The 21,540-nt window shown below is 33.2% G+C and carries 16 protein-coding genes; 6 read left to right on the top strand and 10 right to left on the bottom strand.

The features are described 5' to 3' along the window. Positions 1-142: 142 nt before the first annotated feature. Genes QYZ68_RS04420 through QYZ68_RS04410 form a run of 3 tightly spaced genes read right to left on the bottom strand, consistent with a single transcriptional unit; the run spans position 143 to position 1,969 of the window. A complete protein-coding gene (locus QYZ68_RS04420; RefSeq protein WP_301384351.1) occupies positions 143-1,267 on the bottom strand; it encodes a DUF871 domain-containing protein in 1,125 nt (374 codons plus the stop codon). Position 1,268: 1 nt separating this feature from the next. Further along, positions 1,269-1,613 (bottom strand): PTS sugar transporter subunit IIB, encoded by a 345-nt coding sequence (locus QYZ68_RS04415; protein WP_301384349.1) that lies wholly within the window; start codon positions 1,611-1,613, stop codon positions 1,269-1,271. 8 nt (positions 1,614-1,621) lie between these two features. Further along, complete coding sequence (locus QYZ68_RS04410; protein ID WP_301384348.1) at positions 1,622-1,969, bottom strand: PTS lactose/cellobiose transporter subunit IIA; 348 nt, start codon at positions 1,967-1,969, stop codon at positions 1,622-1,624. Positions 1,970-2,154: 185 nt separating this feature from the next. Between QYZ68_RS04410 and QYZ68_RS04405 the strand changes: the two genes are divergently transcribed. Both QYZ68_RS04405 and QYZ68_RS04400 read left to right on the top strand, forming a co-directional pair. Continuing rightward, positions 2,155-2,457: a PTS transporter subunit EIIC gene (locus QYZ68_RS04405; protein ID WP_301384346.1), complete on the top strand. Its 303-nt coding sequence runs from the start codon at positions 2,155-2,157 to the stop codon at positions 2,455-2,457. Positions 2,458-2,520: 63 nt separating this feature from the next. Beyond that, complete coding sequence (locus QYZ68_RS04400) at positions 2,521-3,732, top strand: MFS transporter (protein ID WP_301384344.1); 1,212 nt, start codon at positions 2,521-2,523, stop codon at positions 3,730-3,732. Positions 3,733-3,844: 112 nt separating this feature from the next. Here QYZ68_RS04400 and arcC read toward each other — a convergent pair whose 3' ends face one another. Genes arcC through arcA form a run of 4 tightly spaced genes read right to left on the bottom strand, consistent with a single transcriptional unit; the run spans position 3,845 to position 8,524 of the window. Continuing rightward, a complete protein-coding gene (gene arcC, locus QYZ68_RS04395) occupies positions 3,845-4,795 on the bottom strand; it encodes a carbamate kinase (RefSeq protein WP_301384343.1) in 951 nt (316 codons plus the stop codon). A 23-nt stretch (positions 4,796-4,818) separates the two neighbouring features. Further along, a complete protein-coding gene (locus tag QYZ68_RS04390) occupies positions 4,819-6,231 on the bottom strand; it encodes a YfcC family protein (protein ID WP_301384342.1) in 1,413 nt (470 codons plus the stop codon). 55 nt (positions 6,232-6,286) lie between these two features. Next, positions 6,287-7,270 (bottom strand): ornithine carbamoyltransferase, encoded by a 984-nt coding sequence (gene argF, locus QYZ68_RS04385; protein WP_301384341.1) that lies wholly within the window; start codon positions 7,268-7,270, stop codon positions 6,287-6,289. Positions 7,271-7,288: 18 nt separating this feature from the next. Further along, the gene (gene arcA / locus QYZ68_RS04380) at positions 7,289-8,524 is read right to left on the bottom strand and encodes an arginine deiminase (RefSeq protein WP_476390627.1); all 1,236 of its coding nucleotides are present in this window, start codon (positions 8,522-8,524) and stop codon (positions 7,289-7,291) included. A gap of 145 nt (positions 8,525-8,669) precedes the next feature. On the opposite strand from arcA, the gene QYZ68_RS04375 reads away from it, so the two are divergent. Genes QYZ68_RS04375 through QYZ68_RS04365 form a run of 3 tightly spaced genes read left to right on the top strand, consistent with a single transcriptional unit; the run spans position 8,670 to position 11,417 of the window. Continuing rightward, positions 8,670-10,256, top strand: a complete 1,587-nt coding sequence (locus QYZ68_RS04375; protein ID WP_301384339.1) for a hypothetical protein — start codon at positions 8,670-8,672, stop codon at positions 10,254-10,256. Positions 10,257-10,262: 6 nt separating this feature from the next. Next, entirely contained in the window at positions 10,263-10,856 is a 594-nt protein-coding gene (locus tag QYZ68_RS04370; protein WP_301384338.1) for a ribonuclease H family protein, read from the top strand. A 24-nt stretch (positions 10,857-10,880) separates the two neighbouring features. Continuing rightward, the gene (locus tag QYZ68_RS04365) at positions 10,881-11,417 is read left to right on the top strand and encodes a hypothetical protein (protein WP_301384337.1); all 537 of its coding nucleotides are present in this window, start codon (positions 10,881-10,883) and stop codon (positions 11,415-11,417) included. A gap of 34 nt (positions 11,418-11,451) precedes the next feature. Here QYZ68_RS04365 and QYZ68_RS04360 read toward each other — a convergent pair whose 3' ends face one another. Genes QYZ68_RS04360 through uvrB form a run of 3 tightly spaced genes read right to left on the bottom strand, consistent with a single transcriptional unit; the run spans position 11,452 to position 19,704 of the window. Beyond that, positions 11,452-14,913, bottom strand: coding sequence for an LPS-assembly protein LptD (locus QYZ68_RS04360; protein ID WP_301384336.1), 3,462 nt, complete (start codon positions 14,911-14,913; stop codon positions 11,452-11,454). After that, on the bottom strand, positions 14,868-17,711 hold the full coding sequence (gene uvrA / locus QYZ68_RS04355; RefSeq protein WP_301384335.1) for an excinuclease ABC subunit UvrA: 2,844 nt from the start codon (positions 17,709-17,711) through the stop codon (positions 14,868-14,870). Before uvrA ends, QYZ68_RS04360 begins: the two co-directional genes overlap by 46 nt. A 28-nt stretch (positions 17,712-17,739) precedes the next feature. Beyond that, entirely contained in the window at positions 17,740-19,704 is a 1,965-nt protein-coding gene (gene uvrB, locus QYZ68_RS04350; protein WP_301384334.1) for an excinuclease ABC subunit UvrB, read from the bottom strand. Positions 19,705-19,819: 115 nt separating this feature from the next. Between uvrB and QYZ68_RS04345 the strand changes: the two genes are divergently transcribed. Further along, positions 19,820-21,529 (top strand): phospho-sugar mutase, encoded by a 1,710-nt coding sequence (locus QYZ68_RS04345; RefSeq protein ID WP_301384333.1) that lies wholly within the window; start codon positions 19,820-19,822, stop codon positions 21,527-21,529. The last annotated feature ends 11 nt before the right edge of the window (positions 21,530-21,540 follow it).

The raw sequence follows: 21,540 nt of genomic DNA, 5'->3' as shown, positions 1-21,540 counted from the left end.
TTTTAGTTAACGACTACTCCTAAAATTAATTTGACTAAATACACTTAATGTCGTGACATCTTACAAAACAACTATTGACTTTGCTGTAATTTGCTGAAAAGTTATAAACAAAAAGATGATCTTAAATTAACAGCGAGTAAGCTTATAGAGAGTTTTGGTAAATATCTTTTTTATTCATTTCTATGATTTTGAATTTTTCCCAAGCTCTTATCTCATCAAGAAGATATAATTCCTCCTCGTGTATTCTGCCAACCACATCAACAAGTCCATTATTAGGAGTGTTCTTAAGGGCTATTTGAAGTTCCCAACCATACCCTAAATACTGTGAAGAATCTATTAATATATCTCCTCGTTTTATTTCATCGGGAGAGTGTGGTGTGAAATTTATATCTTTGTAATATACCCTTGGCATGGTTGACCGAATCCTGTAAGGAGTAATATCTCCTCTATTGAAATGCAATACATCTAAAATTATCTCCCTTTCTATGGGGCTGATTTTGGGATTTAAATTAGCCTTCAATTCTAACAAACATCTATTTACTCTAGCCATCTTTTCTAGCTCCAAATCATCTGGAAAACAATTTGAAATAATGACTGCGTCCATTCCTTCTTTGAAAAGATCTTTAGTTTGAAGTTCAATATCCTTATTTCTATGTTCCTCTAGTGTAGGTGCTCCATCTTTTTCTATTCCCCTTGAACATTCTTCTGCTTTTACTGAACTAATAAATGCGGATGTTGGTATTGAATTTCGTTTAAAAGCTTCTGTCTTTGTCCTGAAAAAATCCCTTGAAAGACCTGTGTATTTATGTGGATAAAAATTATGACATCCTAGTAAATTATCTTTGTTTGGCTTGAAAAACATTATTGTATTTATATGTTCATTGATGCTACTTATATTTAATTCTATTTTCAAGTTAGAATCATTAAAGGTCATTAATGACTCCTCAATTCCTGTAAGTGAAGAATCAAGTCTAATAGCCCAAGCTCCAAGTTGCTTGAAATAATCAAGCTTTAAACAATTTCTAAGGTCTGTAAAATCAATATCCAACTTTCTGAAAATGGAAGGTGCTACATCCACTATTGGTTTCATTCCCAATTTATTTGCAATATCAAGAATTTCTTTAAAAGTGCTAAACTCATCGCCATCGGTATAAATAAAAAATGTAAATACTCTCCTAAACCCAAGAGATGCACTTTTTTCTAAGTATTCAATAATTCTATTTTTAGAGCTTACATTAGGGTATATTGATATTCCTATTTCTTTCATCTTAAATGTCCTTTAAACCCTGGCGCTTAATTAAATCTTGCTTTCTGGCTACTGCATTAAAAGCAAGATTTAATACGTTAGCCCCATTCATCGTTCCATAATCAATTGTATCTATTGATTCAACAGGAATATCCTTTGGCCTTGCAATATCCTCCAACCTTCCTTTACTAAATCTCACTTGTGGTGCCAGTAAAACAACATCAAAATTATCAATTACTTCATTAAATTTTGATTCCGATGAAGCTTCAATACGTACATCCATGTTATGCTTTCTAGCATATTCTTCCATTTTTTGTACTAACATACTTGTAGACATTCCTGCACTACATACAAGCAATATGTTCATAATTTCTCCTATTTCTTTATCTCATTAATTATTTTATAAACTTGTATTAACTCTTCAAAAATACTTAATTCTGAAATTGCAGACATCAAATGATCTTCTGCATGAATTAAAATAAATGGTGTTTCAACAGAATCGGGATTTGTTATTGAATATTGTATGACATCTCTGTGTGCTTCGTGTGCCTTTGCAATAGAAGTTCGGCTTTCTTCGATAATTCTTCTAGACTTTTCATAATCTCCAACTTTTGCATGTGTTAAGGCTTCTCTTAAAAAACTCTTAGCCTCCCCAGCATAAGCCACAACGGGCATGCTTATCTCATCTATTAGTTCCTCAATAGTATATTCTTTTTTATTCATGCTAAACCAACTTCAATATTTTTATTTATTTTAAATTTATTGTATCATACTAGGTAGTATTATTCATTTTTAAAAAATTACAATTAAATGCTGTGGATACTATATTTCATTATAAATCAATGATATCTTATCTATATCAAGTATAATTAATAAGATTAATATTCATTATTGAGTTAGGAGTTTTTATGAAATTACAAGAAATCATCGAATCAAGTTTACTTCCCATTGCCGGTAAGATAGCTTCAAACAAATATTTAATTGCTATTAGAGATGGGTTTGTTTTTTCAATGCCTTTCTTAATAGTGGAATCTTTTGTTCTTCTGCTAGTTAATTTGCCATTTACGGATCCTGATAATTTTTTATATCAACAGTGGTATGTTGATTTGATGACAAGATACAAGGAAAACATTGTTCAGCCTTTCTACGTAAGTATGGGTATTATGGCTATTTTTGTAGTCTTTGGTATTGGATATAGCTTGTATTTGTAGTCACTCCCTATCATTTTTTACCAATACCCGAAAAAACAAATTTTGTGGAGGTAGTAAAGATTTATGATAAAGAATGAACATGAGAAGTATTATTTTTGCTCATTGTTTTTATCAGAATTTGCAAGAACGCTGCCTCACGCAGTTCTGACTGTTATTTTAATAAATAAAGGTTTAGCGCTAAGGGATATTGCTCTAGTACAAGTGTGCTACATGCTTGCAATTATTATCTTTGAACTTCCCTCGGGTATAATTTCAGACATTTTTGATAGAAAAATTGTTTACTTAATGTCTATCTTTTTATCAATGGTCTCTTATTTTATTATTTTCAAGGCGACATCATTTGCTATTCTTTGTATTGCATGGTTTATATACGGAACTTCATCTGCCGTAAGCACTGGGACAATTGATATTAGCTTTAATCGCTTGTATCAAGATAACTCAAGAAAATTAAAAGCATTTATATCTTCTAGAAAGATAATTTTAAACATTGGCGCTATTTTAGGTGGATACATAGGTAGTGTCTTATTTTTACGCATTGACGTTAAAATATATGTTATTTCATTATTCCTATATTTGGTATCTTTCTTAGTTACAACCCTTTTTATATCAAGTGATAAGAACACAGATTATGAATATAATAAGGAAGAGGCTGCACTTTATCTTCTAAAGTTCAAGAAAGATGTAATTAGATTTTCAAGATCTAGAGTGCTCTTAGAGTTATTTATCTTAATTAGTGCTATTCGGTTTTTCCTTCAGCCTTTCTATTTATACTGGCAAGTAATTTTTACTGATAAAAATATACCCATTAGTACATTTGGAACCATGTATACATTATTTCGTTTGTCAGATATCACAGGTGCTTGGATATTTAAGAAAATTAAACACTCAACATATGATATTTATATCATCTTAGCTACCACAGCTTTATTATCCATTTTAATTAAAATGATTTCACATATTTATATGTTTATTACTATGATTGTATTTTTAGTAATTGTAATTGCTCTTTATTCTAATAACTTGGAATATTTTTTACGAAAGAATGTTAATTCAAAAGTTTTAGGAACTATAACTTCCGTTAACAGCACAATATCTCGTTTATTCTCATTCTTAGTACTATTAATATGCACGGCTTTATCTAATTTAATGAACGCTATCAATACACTTACCCTACTAGTGCTTGTTTTCTGTGCTTTATCCACTATAGTGACATACAAATTTAAAAGCGAAAAAAGGTCGATTAAGGATAAATTACAAACCAACTCTTCCAAGTAACTAAATCTTAAACAACCAAGAATTAAAATTACAACAACTCTGGAAATAAGGGCGCATTCATAAGCAAAATAAACCCTCAACACGCCCTCATATTTCGCTTCCTACATATTCCTTACCCTTTAATGATAGTACCATCTCTCGCATTCTCTATGTCTTTACCAAGCTTATCTAATGATGTAATGATTGCCACCCTTCCTTCACTAGACTTTACAAACTCAACACCAGCTTGTACTTTAGGTAACATAGATCCTGCTGCGAAATGTCCCTCATCTATATATTTTTCCATCTCTGAAGTATTAACCTCACCCAACAAAATCTCATCCGACTTACCAAAATTTAATGATACTTTCTCAACAGCTGTAAGTATAATCAAAACATCTGCCCCTACATCCTGAGCTAATCTAGATGAGGCGAAATCCTTATCAATTACTGCACTTACTCCTTCAATATTTCCTCTCAAATCTCTTGCAAGAGGGACTCCACCGCCGCCACAAGCAATGACCATAAATCCCTTCCCAATTAATTCCTTTATTGCTTCAATCTCTACTATTTCTACCGGCATTGGAGAAGCCACTACTCTTCTATATCCCCTGCCACTATCTTCTCTCAGAACGTACCCCTTACTCTTTTCAAGTTCTAATGCCGTAGCTCTGTCGTAAAACGGACCAATCGGTTTACTAGGATCTCTAAATCCTTTATCCTCTTTGTCAACTATAACTTGAGTAATCAATACAGCAACATCTTTGCTCATGCCCCTTCTATTAAACTCATTTCTTAGCGCCTGTTCAATATGATACCCTATCATACCTTGACTCATCGCTCCGCATATATCAAGTGGCATGGCAGGAGTTTCATGTTTAGCCACTTCATTCTGAAGAACTATCCTGCCTACTTGCGGACCATTGCCATGACTAATAACTACTTCATATCCACTCTCAACTAAATCCACAATACCTGTAATACTTTTTCTTATAACCTCCAACTGTTTTTCAGCTGTTGCATCGCCACTGCCATCCTCCAAGGCATTTCCTCCAAGGCATATGACCATCTTTTTACCACTCATTTGCATACACTCCTCATCCATAATTAAATATAAACAGCGACCATTATCACCAAAATACATATGATAAATTCAATAACAAATAACGGCACAACAAACCTAACCCAACTTCCATATCCTAATCTTGCAATTCCTAAAACTGCCATTATAACTCCAGTAGGAGTTAATAAATTGACAAGCCCAGATGCTGTTTGCATTGCAATAACAACAGATGCTCTTGGCATTTCCAAAAAGTCAGCCAAAGGTGCCATTATTGGCATCGTAAGACTTGCATGTCCAGATGATGAGGGAACAACAAATCCTATCAGTATTTGTACAATCTCATTTAAAACTATAAACAACGCCTTCGGTAATCCGTACAAAAATTCCGCTGCTGCATTTAATATTGTAGCTGTAATCAATCCATCGTCAGCTACTATCATAACTCCCCTAGCTATTCCAATAATAATAGCGGCTGTCATCATATCTTTAGCGCCCTCGATGAATGCATCCCACATTTGTGACTCGCTCATCTTGCAAACAAAGGCTGAAAGAATGGCTGTGCCGAGATACAACATGGTCATCTCTTGCATCCACCAACCAAGTTGTATAATGCTATACGTCAAAAATAAAATCATTACCCCATATAAAAGCAAAACTATTTTACGTCTATTTGTAAATTCTGGGATACTAGATCCGCTACTCCCCCCGCTATCTTTAATGAATGCATTATAATGCTCTTCCCTTTTTGCATAAACTATAGATTTAGTGGGATCATTCTTCACCTTTACTGCGTACACTAAAACATATATTATTGCAACTAAAGTAGATACTAAATATAAAACAATACGAAAATAAAATCCCTCATTTAAATCAATACCAGCGATCGCTGACGCAATACCTGTTGCAAATGGATTAATAGTGGACGCCATGGTTCCTATACCAGCTCCCAATGCAATAATTGAAACCGCTACTATCATATCGTAACCTAAGGCTAACACTAAAGGAATCATGACAAGATAAAATGGAAGTGTCTCTTCACACATTCCTGTTGTAGTTCCTCCTATTGAAAAAATAAACATCATAAAAGGAATAAGAAGCTTATCCTTGTTTCCCATTTTTCTAATCGCTGCAGCTATCCCCGCATCGACCGCCCCGGTTCTCAAAATCACACCATAAGCTCCACCAACAATTAAAATAAACACAATAACTTCAACAGCATGCTCCATCCCCTTGGCCATTGAAGTCAAAACAGTATAAATACCATCAAAAAATCCCCTAGGAGGCCTATCCACTGTGTGATAAGTCCCAGCCACAACAACCTCTTTCATGCTCCCACTAACTTCTCTCATCTCTTTAGAAAACTCACCAGCTGGTAACACATAAGTCAATATCGTCATAATAACTATTAAAGAAAATATTATTGTAAAACTACTCGGAATTTTGATTTTCCTAATCATGCTATCCCTCCTGATCCACCTCACATTCCCCTAACACAACATAATGTAAACAAGACTACCCCAAAGTTGCAACCATTACAGCTTTAATCGTATGCAATCTATTTTCAGCCTCATCAAACACAACAGACTGATTACTCTCAAAAACATCATCCGTAACTTCAACACCTTCAAGTCCATATTTATCAAATAGTTCCTTACCAAGCGCCGTATTCAAATCATGAAAAGCCGGCAGACAATGCATAAATATTGCATCTCCCTTTGCTAATTTCATAAGTTCCCTATTAACTTGATATGGCTTTAAAAGTCTTATCCTTTCATCCCAATTAATTTCTCCCATAGATACCCAAACATCAGTGTATACAACATCAACGTCTTTAACCGTTTCTTCAATAGAACTAGAAATAGTAATCTTGCCTCCATTCTTGTTAGCTATCTCCCTTACCTTGTATACCAATTCTGGATCTGGGAAAAGCTCTTTTGGAGCAAATATTCTAAAATCCATTCCCATAATGGCACAACCTTCCATTAAAGAATTAGCAACATTATTTCTGCCATCGCCACAAAAAACCAGCTTCAATTTTTTTAAACATCCCTTATGCTCTTCAATAGTCATAAAGTCAGCAAGAACCTGTGTCGGATGGGCAATATCTGTCAGCCCATTATAAACTGGAACGTTAGAATATCTAGACAAATCCTCTACAGCATGCTGAGAAAATCCCCTAAATTCAATAGCATCATACATCCTCCCCAATACTCTTGCAGTATCAGCAATAGATTCCTTCTTTCCTATTTGACTCCCAGTGGGCCCCAAATAAGTAACCCTAGCGCCCTGATCATAAGCAGCAACCTCAAATGCACATCTTGTTCTTGTTGAATCTTTTTCAAAAATTATAGCTATATTTTTTCCCCTAAGTTTCTGCTCCTCAACCCCAGTATACTTGGCTCTTTTTAAATTATGAGACAGATCAAGTAAATATTTGATTTCCTTTTGAGTGAAATCTAAAATCCTTAAAAAACTTCTGTTTCGCAAATTATACATAAAATTCTCCTTCCTTAATTAAACATCATCTCTTATTAAAGGCATTGACATGCATCTTGGGCCACCTCTTCCTCGTGAAAGCTCACTAGAAGGGATTTGATGGACTTTAATTCCGAATTCTTCAAGCAATCTATTAGTAACATGATTTCTAGAATAAACTACCACTTCCCCTGGAGCTATTGCTAAAGTATTAGCTCCATCATTCCACTGCTCCCTCGCCCCGTGAATTAAATTCCCTCCGGCACAATTTATTATGTTAACCTTATACCCAAGGTAAAAACCTAAAATGTCTTCCAACTTAGCCTTCTCACTCTTAACCTTAATATTTCCAGAGCCCGAGTCGTAAGTTAAAGCGTAAATAGTAAAACTCATATCATCACTGCTAAAACTTGTAAAGGTATTGTGATCTATTTGGGTAAACACTGTATCCAGATGCATATAAGCTCTACTCTGTGGAATTTGAAAAGCCAAAATAGTACTAAAAGATGCTTTCTCTTGAAAAAGTTTCCGAGCTACTTTTTCCACAGATTCAGCCTCAGTTCTCTCAGAAATACCAATAGCTAAAACATCTCGACTCAAAATTAGCTCATCTCCACCTTCTAAAGTAGTATCTTCATCTCTAGTAAACCACCTAGGTATATTTTCCTTGTAAACAGGATGATAACTAAAAATATATTCTGCAAATATCGTCTCCCTTCTCCTTGTCCTAGTTCTCATACTGTTTATTGTTACCCCATTGCCGATACTTGCAAAGGGATCTCTTGTAAAAAGGACATTAGGCATAGGATCCGTAATTAAAGGATATTCACTGTTTACCAAATAATTAAGAGAATCGGATTTATAATTCTTAAGTTCATCTCTCGTAACTCCTGCTATCATCTTTGAAATCATACCCCTAACAGGCATATTATAAAAATAATCTTTTAAAGCCTTGGTCTTATTTTCAGTTCTAATTCCTGCCTCAAGAATAAACTGAGACACAAACCTATCTTTAATCTCATCACTACCAGAAATAGCCTCACTAATTAGATCTTCAATGTAGACAACTTCAGCTCCATTATTTCTTAAAGTTTCTGCAAAAGCATCATGTTCTTGTTTTGCAACTTCAAGATAAGGAATATCGTCAAATAATAATCTTTGCATTATCGAAGGTGTCAAGTTTTCCAATTCTTCTCCAGGCCTATGTAACAAAACTTTCCTTAAACGACCTATTTCTGAAAATACATTTATCGGTTTTAAACATTCCATATACAAAACCCCTTTATAAAAAAGTTTAAAAACTTTAATTATGCTTACATATTAAAGCTTAAATAATAAAAAATCAATTAAATTTAAAAGTTATAAAAATAGATAAAATTACATAAAAATTGACTAAATTTGAATATGATAGAATATTATCATGCAATTTGTTCAATGTATATTGAGTTTAATAACTTGCCCTTTGATATGTTCATGTGCTTTATTCGGTAATGGAGACCAAAAAAATAATAATGCTTCTACCATTTTTCTAACCCACAACTACCCCTCCAGCCATTCTCTTGTAACCAATATTACATATGTTAACTATCGTATACCAGTACATAAAATTGAAAAAATATTACAACAGACAGAAGAGCCTGATCTATTAAAAGTGATGGCTGTCGAATTAAAAATCAATCCTCAAAAATTAGAAGAAATAAAAAATTACTTATTAGCCTACAAAAGACACTTAAATAACTCACAAGAATGGGAAAGATTTCTTGAAAAAAGCAATATAAACGGACACTTAAACATCAAAGTTGATACAAGCTTTAGAAAAAAATCTAATGAAATTCAATCAAATACAGCTAGCAAAAACCTAACAGAAATAACTGAAGCGCAAATGTACTTAGAAAAGGAGATTTTAGCATTATTAGAACAAATATTTCACGAAAAAAATATAGGATATATTCCTTTTGCAGGTATTGATTCTTTTTTTCCTCAAGGGGTTGCAATAAGCTATTCAATAAATAAAGACACAATTAATGGGAAAGAATACATAACTCCCCATATAATAGCAAATCAATTATTAAAAATTAAAGAAAAGCAATACTTTAGTAGCTTTATGTCCTTTCTTAAAATCGAAGATAATAAAATAAAAGCAATACTTAAAAAACAAAAAATTGCTGATGCAAACAATTCTTCTTACAGCTCAGCGCAATTTAAAGGAAATGTAAAAAACAACAATAGCCTAATTCCCAACATCATAGATCCAGACACAGGTACAGAAATAACACCACACAAGTTAAGAGCCCTCTTATCAAATGGAGATATAATACTAATAAAACCAAAAATCGATTGGACTGAGTTTTTCTATTTTTGGCAACACGTAGGGGTATTCGATGCGGCCAAATATGACAGCACAAAAAAAATTATATTTAAAGGAGAAGACAGTTTTGATATAAAATCTGTAATTACAAGCAATCAAATTAAGTTTGAAACAGCCTCTGTCCAAGGGTCAGGATACGAGAAGCTTTCAACTTATGTGCAGGCAAGAATATTGAAAATATTATCACCTATAGCGGATAATAGAACCATCCAAAAGGCAATGAATTTTGGAAGAAATAGATATGTTGACAATAATTTCGGATACATGGTTCCCTTGCTATCTTCTAATATGTGGTCTGACTCATTTAATCTTGAAGAAATTCACCATAAAACTTATTGTTCATTAGTAGTTGAAAGAATATACAGAGCAGCTGGGCTTGATGTCTCGCGCAACTACGAAATATCTGGCTTGGTAACTCCTGGAGAAATAAATGCAGCTGCGTATGATTTTTATATGTCGTATACCATAGCAGGAATATTTCCAAGTGTATTACCCAAAAGAGTAATAGCCCCTACCCTTAAGGAAAAATTTATAGGATACAACAAAGAAATAATAGATAAAATAGAAATAAAACGTTCAAATGAAAAAATCTTTGGAAAACCCTGCAATGTAACTAATGTTTGGTGCTTAGGAGGTTAATTTAATATGGAAAAATACTATGCTTGTATTTTCCCCGACAAAAATGAAAAAACTATTTTTACATCTTGGGAGGAATGTAGAAACAGAATTATAGGGAAAAAAAATAAAATCAAAAGTTTTAAATCAAAAGAAGAAGCAGAAAATTGGTTAGAAAGAGACTCAAATAGCAACACCTATCCAGTAGGAATCTATTTTGACTCAGGTACTGGAAGAGGTAAAGGAGTAGAGGTTAGAGTTGTAAATGAGGAAGGAATCTCTATACTAAACAGAGTAATGGACCAGAGCTTGATTAATGACCATGATAATTATTATGTAAAAGATTTTGACGGAATTAGCAATAATTACGGAGAACTTCTTGGATTATATATTGCACTAAAAATAGCACTAAAAGAAGATGTAAAGAATATATTTGGAGATAGTAAATTAGTAATCGACTATTGGTCAAAAGGATTTTACAGTAGAAAAAAATTAAAAGAAACTACTATCAAGCTAGTCAAAAATGTAATCAAGCTAAGAAATGATTTTGAAAACAAAGGTGGCCAGGTGCTGTTTATCCCTGGAGATAATAACATTGCAGATCTTGGCTTTCACAAAAGATGAATTAGTATTTTTGTAAGTAAATCTATGCAGATAAAGACCATTATTAAAACAACGTTTTTGTTATCGTTAGTAGTTTCGTGCACTACAGTGGAATTCCAAAAAGAATACGAAACGAAGTTTGACATAGTAGAATCCACTGAGGACTATATTAATGTAGATGTCATTAGGGCAACAGACGAATATATTTGCATCCAAATCACAAATAGAAGTAATGAAATTGTAAAAATAGACTGGAAGAATACAAGTTTAAACTCAAAGAACATTGTTACAACAAAGGCAGATCTTACATTGATAAACAACCTAAAACAATACAACAAGAAATACAAAGAATTTTTTATTGGACCTGAGACCTCTCAAAAATTTACAATTTACTTACTAGACAGTCCTAATAAAAATATGCAAATCTCAACTAACAAAACAGAAAAAAACAGCTACTCACTCAACAAAATTAAATATCCAGCTGTCCTGAAACTTAGCATAGTAAAATCCCATGTTGACACAGTCAAACCCATCAACATCTTGATATCAAGAATTCCAAAGCCGTCCCTTAGCACAAGGTAAGTTCATTTTAAGAGCTTAACCCTTCACGATGATTCTACTTCTTAGTCTCGCGATTAATTAAAAGCTCATAATCCGTGCTTGAATTACTCTCAAATGAAGCCTTGACGGGTTCAAAGAAATTCCAGGAAATATAGATTGAAAAATTATTTCTCCATATAGAAGAATACTTACCACTGCTAGAATCCTTTAAAATATCAGGATTTAAATCATATTCTCCTACAAATTTCCAGTCATAAAAATTAAACTTAAAACCTGTACTGATCTTTTTAATCTTAAATAATGACTCCTTTCTATCCTGCACATCAAAAAAATTGAACGACTTGAGTAAATCTGAAAAAATGTTAACCGCTTCAAGATCAACCTGATTCATGTATCCTCCAAAATATTTAAAAGTCTTTGTGTTAATGGAGCGCGTAGAAAAGTACAATTCAAAAAACTCAGTATATTTAAACCTAAGACTAAATTCAGCCCAAAGTTCATTATCATCAACAAATCTTTGCAAGTTCATTTTCCACCCAGCATCTATTCCTAATCCAACTGAAAATTTTTCTTCAAAAAATTTGAAAGTATATAAATCCCTTTTATACCGAGAATCCAAAAGATATGGAACAAGCTTAGTAGTAGTCCCCACCTTTGAAAAATCACCCAGCATTTTATCATATCTATACTCAAATTCATCCTTCATTGCAAACGTGAGTTCAAAATCGTAAGCATTTAGCTTAAATGAAAGTTCAGAAACTCTATTAATCAAAGGGTCATAAGCAGCTAACAAGGCAATCTTAAAATAATCCAAATACTTTGGCTCTATTTTATAGTATAGTGCCGGACTCATCTCCAAACCCTTATAAGGAGAAGTTGGCCTTAAAGATTCCTCTGGACTAGTAGCTGACTTCGCAAGCCTAGATTTATCATCTTCCTTAAATTTTTTATCATACTTCACCCCAATGCCTACTTCCTGCAGTAAATAAGGAAACTCCAAAGAAAATTTAAGTTCAGAAGACGCATATATATTCTCAAAGGTATTCTTTAGCAAGCTAGAAAGACTAGTAGTAAAATACCTGTAATCGTAAATCAAGTTGACGTTTATCTCCTGATGAAAGGTTTCGGGGCTCTTCCAAAAAACACTACTACTCTTCCCATCCAAAATTTTAGCTTCCTTATCATATTTTTTATCAAATAAATAAAGAGTAATTTTGTTTTCCACCTTAACACTACTTCTAGAAAAAGCAGGATACATAATGAAAGGAAGCAATTCTAAATTTATTTTATTAATGACTGAATGCTCCCCCTTCTTTTCTTTATCCACTAAAGTGTAATCCTTGTCTAGAGGATTATACTCAGCAGTATTTAAATAGACAACTTCTTCAAAAGTAATAAGTCGGTTGTAAAAATCAGCATGAAGTTTTAAATCTATTTTATTTTTAATATCAAACAAATAGCTTTTTACATCATATTTAAATTCTTGGGGAGATTTAACTTTAGAATCATCAAAGAATATATTATTTTTAAAATAAGGATTAATTCCAAGTCTAATGTAGAAAGAATCTGGATTAGTAATGTCGTTTGACGATATTACTTCAGGAGACACATATAAATCCTTACTTAAATCACCCTTTTCTTTAATTTTCTTGGCTTCGTCTTTCTTTTTTTTATCCTGTACATCATCGCTCTCCTCTCCAATATTTTTGACCTCGGGAGTAATAATCATTTCTTTATCTTTATTACCAGCCAAAGGGGCCCAGCTATTGCTGTAAAGATCTTTTTGAAAATTGATGTCAACATAAGGAATATAAACCCTCTCTAGATAAAACCACTTCCTGGTCGGATCCATAATGTCCTTTGGTTTTACTAAAGGGTCCTTACTATAAAGGTTATCAGAATCTGCCAATTTAAAACTAAACCCGAGGTTATTTAGCTTATAATCAACGATGGTGTTATCATCAAAAGTTCGATTATAAAAAGAAGATAAATTCCAATCAAATGTCTTTATCATGTTTTCCGTTTCTGAATATTCTTTCTGAGATCCAAGCAGGGAAAGAAGTGTCGAATTTTCTAGCCTATTCTTAAAGTCAATTACCACATAAGGATCTGAATAGTGCTCAAAACCCACTGAAAGAAGCGCATCACTTATTAAAAATTCCGCCTTGGTTTTCAATAAATACCTAAAAGGAACCTCAAATCCAAATATGTCGCCCTTGTTTAAATTATCAAAATTAAAAATAGAATAATTTACACTTTGCTCTTCAAAAGGCCGATAAGCTCCAGTACTACTATGTTTGTATAAAGTCCTTGTAAACCCTAACCCAAAACTACCTTCAAAAGTCTTAAAATTGCCTAAAGTAGCACCGACATCAAAATCGAGACCCGAATAAAATCCTAAATTAGAATAAATATCAAAAATTAATTTAACATGTTCCTTGCCTACTTTAGAGGTAGCATCCTTAGAAAAAAAATAAGTCAAGTAACCGTTTCTAATATAAGGATCCTTACCCGAATTGTAAACTGAATTAAAGTCAAAATCTAGGAAAGAAGCATCTTCATTACTAACAGTCCTCTTTCCAAATAAATAGACAGTGTTAAAAAGAGTAAAACCCTTTCTTGAAGAATATCCCAAAGACGGATTGAAAAATAAACTATCACCCGGTTTAAAAAAGAATGGAATATATAATATGGGGACCTTGCCCATATAAAATAAGGCATTTACAACTCCAAAGTCTCCAGAAGGCAAGACCCATATTTTGGAAGCCCTAATAGAATAATAAGGATCTGGGATTTTACTAGTTGTAATGAATGCCCCTTCTAGTATATTTGTATCGTTATCCAATCTCTTTAAAACCTCTCCCCCAAATGAAACAATATGATTAATTAAATTTTTATGCATTCTCTTTTGAATAATTCCATTTTTTAGAAGAAAATTCTGGGAATCAAAATCAACAAACAATTCGCTACCGTAAAAATATAACTTCTCATCAGGGGTTAAATTAAGCGTATAGTCAACATTTCCACTAGCAAAGAGCTTTTTAGTATTCCTATTAAAAATAATTTGATCACCCTTGATGTTATGCTTTTTATTATCTTTAATATCCTCAATAACAAGATTAACTTTCCCCTTAAATACAATATTCTCATCCTTAGTAAGCTGGTATGTAAAATTTTCAAGATTGTCTGTACTCTTAATGATTATTTTATATCTGCCTCCATCTTGCCCTCCATCTTTTGAAAAAAAATTGGGAGACAACCCAAATTTTTTCAAGAGTAACTCTCGTATCCTAGAAACATCTTCTTCTTCAATACCCTCTTTTAAGGCCCACTTTTTTAAATCTTCATCACTAGAAAGTTCAAGCTCCTTCAAATTGGCTTTTTGCATTAAAGTTAACTTTTGATTCTCTGTTGATTTTCCCTTCTCGCTTTGAGCAAACAGAATAAAAGAATGAGCAATACTTAGTAATATTACAAAAGATTTTTTAAAAACATTCCTGTATAGGAACTCTTGCATTTTGAAACCTCTTCAGGGGTTCCTGATATAACAATACCACCCCCAGCCAATCCACCCTCAGGTCCTAAATCGATTATGTAATCTGCCTGTTTTATTACGTCTAAATTATGCTCTATAAGAACTACCGTATTTCCATTTTCAACAAGAAGCTGCAACACTTCCAACAATTTTCTTATGTCATCAAAATGCAAACCCGTTGTGGGTTCATCAATAATATAAAAAGTTTTCCCTGTGCTCCGCTTTACAAGTTCAAAAGCCAATTTAACGCGCTGAGCTTCCCCTCCCGAAAGAGTTGTTGATGATTGACCTAATTTAATATACTCAAGACCAACTTCCTTTAATATTTTCAAATAATGATTTACTTTTGGAATATTTTCAAAAAAATCTTTAGCTTCAATTACGCTCATTTCTAAAACATCATAAATATTTTTACCCTTGTATCTTATCTCTAGGGTTTCTTCATTAAATTTTCTACCCTTACACAAATCGCAAGGAATAAAAACATCCGGCAAAAAGTGCATTTGAATGTTTAAAGAGCCTGCCCCTTGACATTTTTCGCACCTGCCCCCCTTAACATTAAAAGAAAATCTTCCAGCCTTAAATCCCCTAGCCTTGGATTCTGGAAGCCTTGCAAAAAGTTCTCTTATTTCTGTAAAAAACCCAACATAAGTCGATGGATTTGACCTAGGCGTCTTACCTATTGGTTTCTGATTTATCTGAATGATCTTATCGACCTGTTCATACCCAGTAATATCTTTAAATCCATCAAAATAATTCACATTACCTTTTAACCTACTATCAAGCGCTGGGTATAATATCTCATTTAAAAGAGTACTCTTCCCACTCCCAGAAACTCCTGTTATTACAGTAAAAAGACCTAAAGGAACCATAACATCAATATTTTTTAAATTGTTTTTATTGGCTCCTAAGAGCACAATTTCTCCCTTCCCCGCTTTACGTCTTGCCTTTGGAACATCTATTTTAAGTAATCCACCTAAATACTTCCCAGTAAGACTATTTTCATTGTTTAAAACATCAGACAAAATCCCCCTAGCAACTATTTCACCTCCATGAATTCCAGCCCCAGGACCAATGTCGACAATATAATCAGCAGTACGCAGAGTTTGTTCATCGTGTTCTACAACGATTACTGTATTTCCAAGATTTTTTAAATTAATAAGAGTATTTATTAATTTTTCATTATCTCTTTGATGCAATCCAATACTAGGCTCATCAAGCACATAAAGGACCCCAGCAAGTGCTGAGCCTATTTGAGTAGCAAGCCTAATGCGTTGCGCTTCACCCCCCGAAAGGGTTCCAGATATTCTATCCAGATACAAATAAGAAAGCCCCACATCCACTAAAAATTTAAGTCTATTTTTAATTTCTTTTAAAATTTCCTTAGAAATTTTTGTATCGACCTCATCAAGATCAATAGTCTCAAAAAATGAATAAGAATCCGTAACAGAAAGATTGCTAAGCTCCTGAATGTCCTTCCCACATAACTTAACAGATAATGCCGCTATGCTTAGCCTCTTACCTTTGCATGCATTGCAAATCTTGCGAGACATTAAACCCTCATAAAAAAGCCTAGCACTCTCAGATTCCGTTGTAAGATAACGTCTCTTTAAAATAGAAAGAAGTCCCTCAAACTCCTTAGAATAATGAAACCCCCCGTCTATTTCCTTTCCCTCCACTTCCCTAGACTGATAAATAAATTCTATTTTTTCATTTGCCCCATACAAAATCTTTCTGAGAACATCTTCTGGGATATCCTTAACAGGTGTATCTAGGTTAAACCCATAATGATTGGAAAGCCCCCTAAAAATTGCCACAGCCCATGAGGAAGTAGTTTTAAATGTAATAAATGCATCATCATTAAAAGAAAGTTTCAAATTAGGACAAATCTTTTCAAAATCAAATTCAAGTGTAACTCCAAGACCAGAACACTCACTACAAGCCCCAAATGGACTGTTGAAAGAAAAAAGTCTTGGCTCTATTACGGGCAGAGAAAATCCACATAAAGGACAACTATTATGCTCTGTAAAGATCTTATCTATCTTTTCTAAACCATTTTCAATTTCTACCCGCAAATACCCACCAGAAACAGACAAAGCAGTTTCAATGGACTCTGAAAGTCTAATTCTTAAATCTCCAACTAATTTTATTCTATCTACTACGATTTCGATATTGTGCTTCTTATTTTTGTCTAAACTTAAACCAATAGCATCTTCTATTAAATAATCTTTAAAATCCACTCTTACTCTATTAAATCCTTGATTTAATATTCTCTCAAGCTCCTTTTTATGAGTACCCTTTGCTCCCATAACAATGGGCGCAAATAAGACAACTCTAGATCCTTCCTCAGCATAATTTACAACAGTATTGATTATTTTATCTAGAGATTGTTCTTCTATCAAACTCCCATCATTTGGACAATATGGCTTTCCAATTTTTGCAAACAATAATCTGTAATAGTCATAAATCTCAGTTATTGTTCCAACTGTTGATCTTGGATTATTACTTATTGTCCTCTGCTCAATAGAAATAGCAGGAGAGAGTCCACCTATGTAGTCAACGTTGGGCTTCTTCATTACTCCTAAAAATTGCCTTGCATAAGCCGACACAGACTCCATGTACCTTCTCTGCCCTTCTGCAAAAATCGTATCAAAAGCCAAAGAAGACTTTCCAGAACCACTCTTTCCAGATATTACCACCAAACTATTTCTTGGAATATCGATGTCAATATTCTTTAAATTGTGTTCCTTTGCACCTCTAACAGTAATTTTTTCATTCAAAAAATCACACTCCTAGCCTAAATAAATTTTAACCCTTAGTTAGTTCTTTTATTTTATCTCTTAAAAAGATGGCATCTTCAAATCTCTCATCACTAACTGCCTCTTCGAGTTTAAACTTAAGTTTACTGATAAGGTTCTTTTTGGATAATTTTTCATCTGAAACAATTCTTCTAATATCTTCACCAACAGTTTCTCTTTTTAATTCTTTTTCCAAAATACGTTGCACTTTCTTAACAATAGTCCTTGGAGTAATATTATTCCGTCTATTGTAATCTATTTGAATATTCCGTCTTCTATTAGTCTCATCAATAGCCTCTTGCATTGAAAAACTTACCTGATCATAGTACATAATAACACATCCATTTGAGTTTCTAGCGGCTCTCCCAATTATCTGGATTAGGGATGTAGAAGATCTTAAAAATCCCACTTTATCTGCATCCAGTATTGCCACAAGAGATACTTCCGGAATATCTAAACCCTCCCTTAACAAATTAATCCCTACAATAACATCAATCTCTGATTTCCTAAGCGATGTAATAACATCTACTCTCTCAATAGCGTTAAGTTCTGCATGTAAATACCTAGCTTTAACATCAAGACCCAGTAAATAATCAGTCAAATCTTCTGACATTTTTTTAGTTAAAGTCGTAATTAAAACTTTTTCGTTCAAAGCAACTCTTTTCTGTATTTCATTGTAAAGATCTTCCATTTGACCTTCCGAATTCTTAAGAATAATTTCTGGATCTACAAGTCCCGTAGGACGAATTATTTGCTCAATAACAACGCTACTCTTCTCCCTCTCTTCAGGCCCAGGAGTAGCTGAAATAAAAACAGCTTGATTAATAAGAGATTCAAATTCAGGATACCTAAGCGGCCTATTTTCAAGTGCCGATGGAAGCCTAAATCCAAAATTTACAAGATTAAGTTTCCTTGCATAATCTCCATTGTACATCCCTCTAACCTGCGGCAAAGTGACATGTGATTCATCAATGAAAAGCAAATAATCTTTAGGGAAGAAATCAAAAAGACAATAAGGCCTCCCTATTTCACTTCCGCTAAAATACTTAGAATAATTTTCTATACCTTGACACGTTCCCGTTTCCCTTAACATTTCAATATCATATTCCACCCTCTGTCTAAGCCTCTCAGCCTCAACAATCTTGCCGTTTTCTTTAAAATAATGATATTGAATCTTTAAGTCAGCATATATTTTAGGAAGAGCATCTAGTATATTCTCATAAGGAATAACGAAATACGACTTAGCAAAAAGAGTAAACTCATCAATGATACCTAAAACCTTTTTTGTAAGAGGACTAATTCTGCTAATTTTAACAACCTCATCAAAATCCAAATAAATCCTATAAGCAAAATTGTCATGTTCATTACTAGGCCATACTTCAACGATATCTCCCTTGATAGAAAATTTATCATGCTCAAGGTTCGTAAGAGTTCTTGCGTACTGCAATCTTACAAAAATATCTGCCATTTCCTTAATAGAAATTTTTTGTCCTACGAAAAAAGCATGAGCTGAGCTTTTAAAAAATTCTGGAGAGCCTAATGCATATATTGAAGATACTGTAGCTACTACTACAACGTCTCTCCTTCTAGAAAGAGATGTTACCGTTCTTATTCTCTTTATCTCAATCTCTTCATTAATGGTGGCTTCCTTTTCTATATACAAATCTCTTGCAGCAATATAAGATTCGGGTTGATAATAATCATAATAGGAAACAAAATACTCAACTGCATTCTCTGGAAAAAAATCCTTAAATTCTCTATAAAGCTGCGCAGCTAAAGTTTTATTATGACTGACTATCAAAGAAGGTCTATTTAAATCCCTAATAATATTAGCTACTGTAAAAGTTTTACCACTTCCCGTTACTCCCTTCAAAGTCTGATATTTATTGTGAGCCAAAATAGACCCTTTAATATCTTCAATTGCTCTTGGTTGATCGCCAGCAGGAGAATAGTCAGACTTTAAACAAAACTTCATTAAGACCTCAAATAAAATAGAAAATAAGAATTTAATTAGTTATTTTACATTCAAACTATAAAATAATATATATAATTTTATGTGAAGTTCTTTAATACAAAGTAAAGGAAATGGGATGAAAGACAACAAACTCTTAGAAAGAGTAAAAGAATATATCCTTCTTGAGAAAAACAAATACTTTAAAGATGAGGCGTTTAAATTACTCAATGGAAACAATGAAAGCGAACTACTCAATAGATTTTATAAAGACCTAGAATTTGGCACCGCCGGCATGAGAGGAATTATTGGAGCCGGAACTTGTTATATGAACACCTACAACGTCACAAAAGCAAGTCAAGGGATTGCTAACTACATTCTTAAAATAACTGAAACCCCTAAAGTTGCAATAAGCTATGACTCAAGGCATTTTTCAAAAGAATTTGCATACAATGCTGCTGAAGTTTTTGCATCAAATGGTATTAAAGTTTATATATATGGGAAGATGAAATCGACACCTCAGTTGTCTTATACAGTTATAAAACTGGGGTGCGATATTGGCATAATGATAACGGCAAGTCATAATCCAAAAGAATACAATGGATACAAAGTTTATTGGAAAGGTGGTGCTCAAATAATACCTCCCCATGACTCACTCATAGTATCTGAGATTCAAAAGACATCCAATATTTTGAATCTAGTTACAAAGGAAGAGGGAATTGATAATCAGTTAATCACAGAACTTAACGATGAGATTGATATTTTGTACGTAGAAAAAATAAATGAAGTATTTCCTAACTTTAATGAAAAAAGTAGGAAAACAAAGTTAAGAGTGGCATATACTCCCTTGCATGGAGTAGGAGGAATGACAATAAGAGAACTATTTAAAGGAAGTGAAATAGATTTATTGTCTGAACCATCCCAGATAAAACCTGATCCAGAATTTGCTACGGTGGAATATCCTAATCCTGAAGAACACGCCGCTATGTCTAGAGTAATAAAATTTGCAAAGGCAAAAGAATGCGATATCGCATTCGCAACTGATCCAGATGCAGATAGAATGGGCATTGCCTTTAAGGAAGGTGAAATATGGAAAATTTTAAACGGGAATCAAATCGCGTGTGTTTTGATGAACTACTTATTGTCCAAAGAAAATAACCCTCAGAACACATTTACAATAGCCTCTTTTGTTACAACTCCAATGTTGGATAAAATAGCTAAAAAATATAACTCAACACTATTTAGAACATATACAGGATTTAAATGGATAGGAAACTTGATCAACGAGATGAAAATCAAAGAACCAAACAAAAAATTTATTTTTGGTTGTGAAGAAAGTCATGGATACCTAATTGGGGATGGAGCCAGGGATAAGGACGCATTTTCTGCCATTAAAGGTTGTTGTGATTTAGTGCTTACTCTTAAAGAAAATAAGAGCACAATAGAAGAATATCTTCAAGAAATGTACAAGGAATTCGGGTACTATGAGGAAATTACAATCACTAAGACTCTCAAAGGAGCTACGGGAGCACATTTAAGGGAAAACCTAATGGCAAGGTTTAGAAGTGAAGAACAAAAAATGTTTGCAGGTATTAAGGTGATCAAAAAATTAGATTATGCAACATTAATAGAAAAAGATATTAACGGAAATATTCGTGCAATATCAGATTATAAATACCCTACAAATGCAATAAAGTTTTTATTAGAAAATGAAATAGTGGTAACTGTTAGACCCTCTGGAACAGAGCCTAAAATTAAGTTTTATGTATCTATACATTCAAGAGACGGACAAAAAAACAGTATTTTTGATATAATCAGTAGAGTAAACATGGAGATAGAGGAATATTAATATAGCAGGGA

The sequence above is a fragment of the Borrelia sp. P9F1 genome (genome assembly GCF_030436115.1).
In the GTDB taxonomy this organism is placed as follows: Bacteria; Spirochaetota; Spirochaetia; order Borreliales; family Borreliaceae; genus Borrelia.
This window is presented reverse-complemented; position numbering and strand designations above follow the sequence as displayed.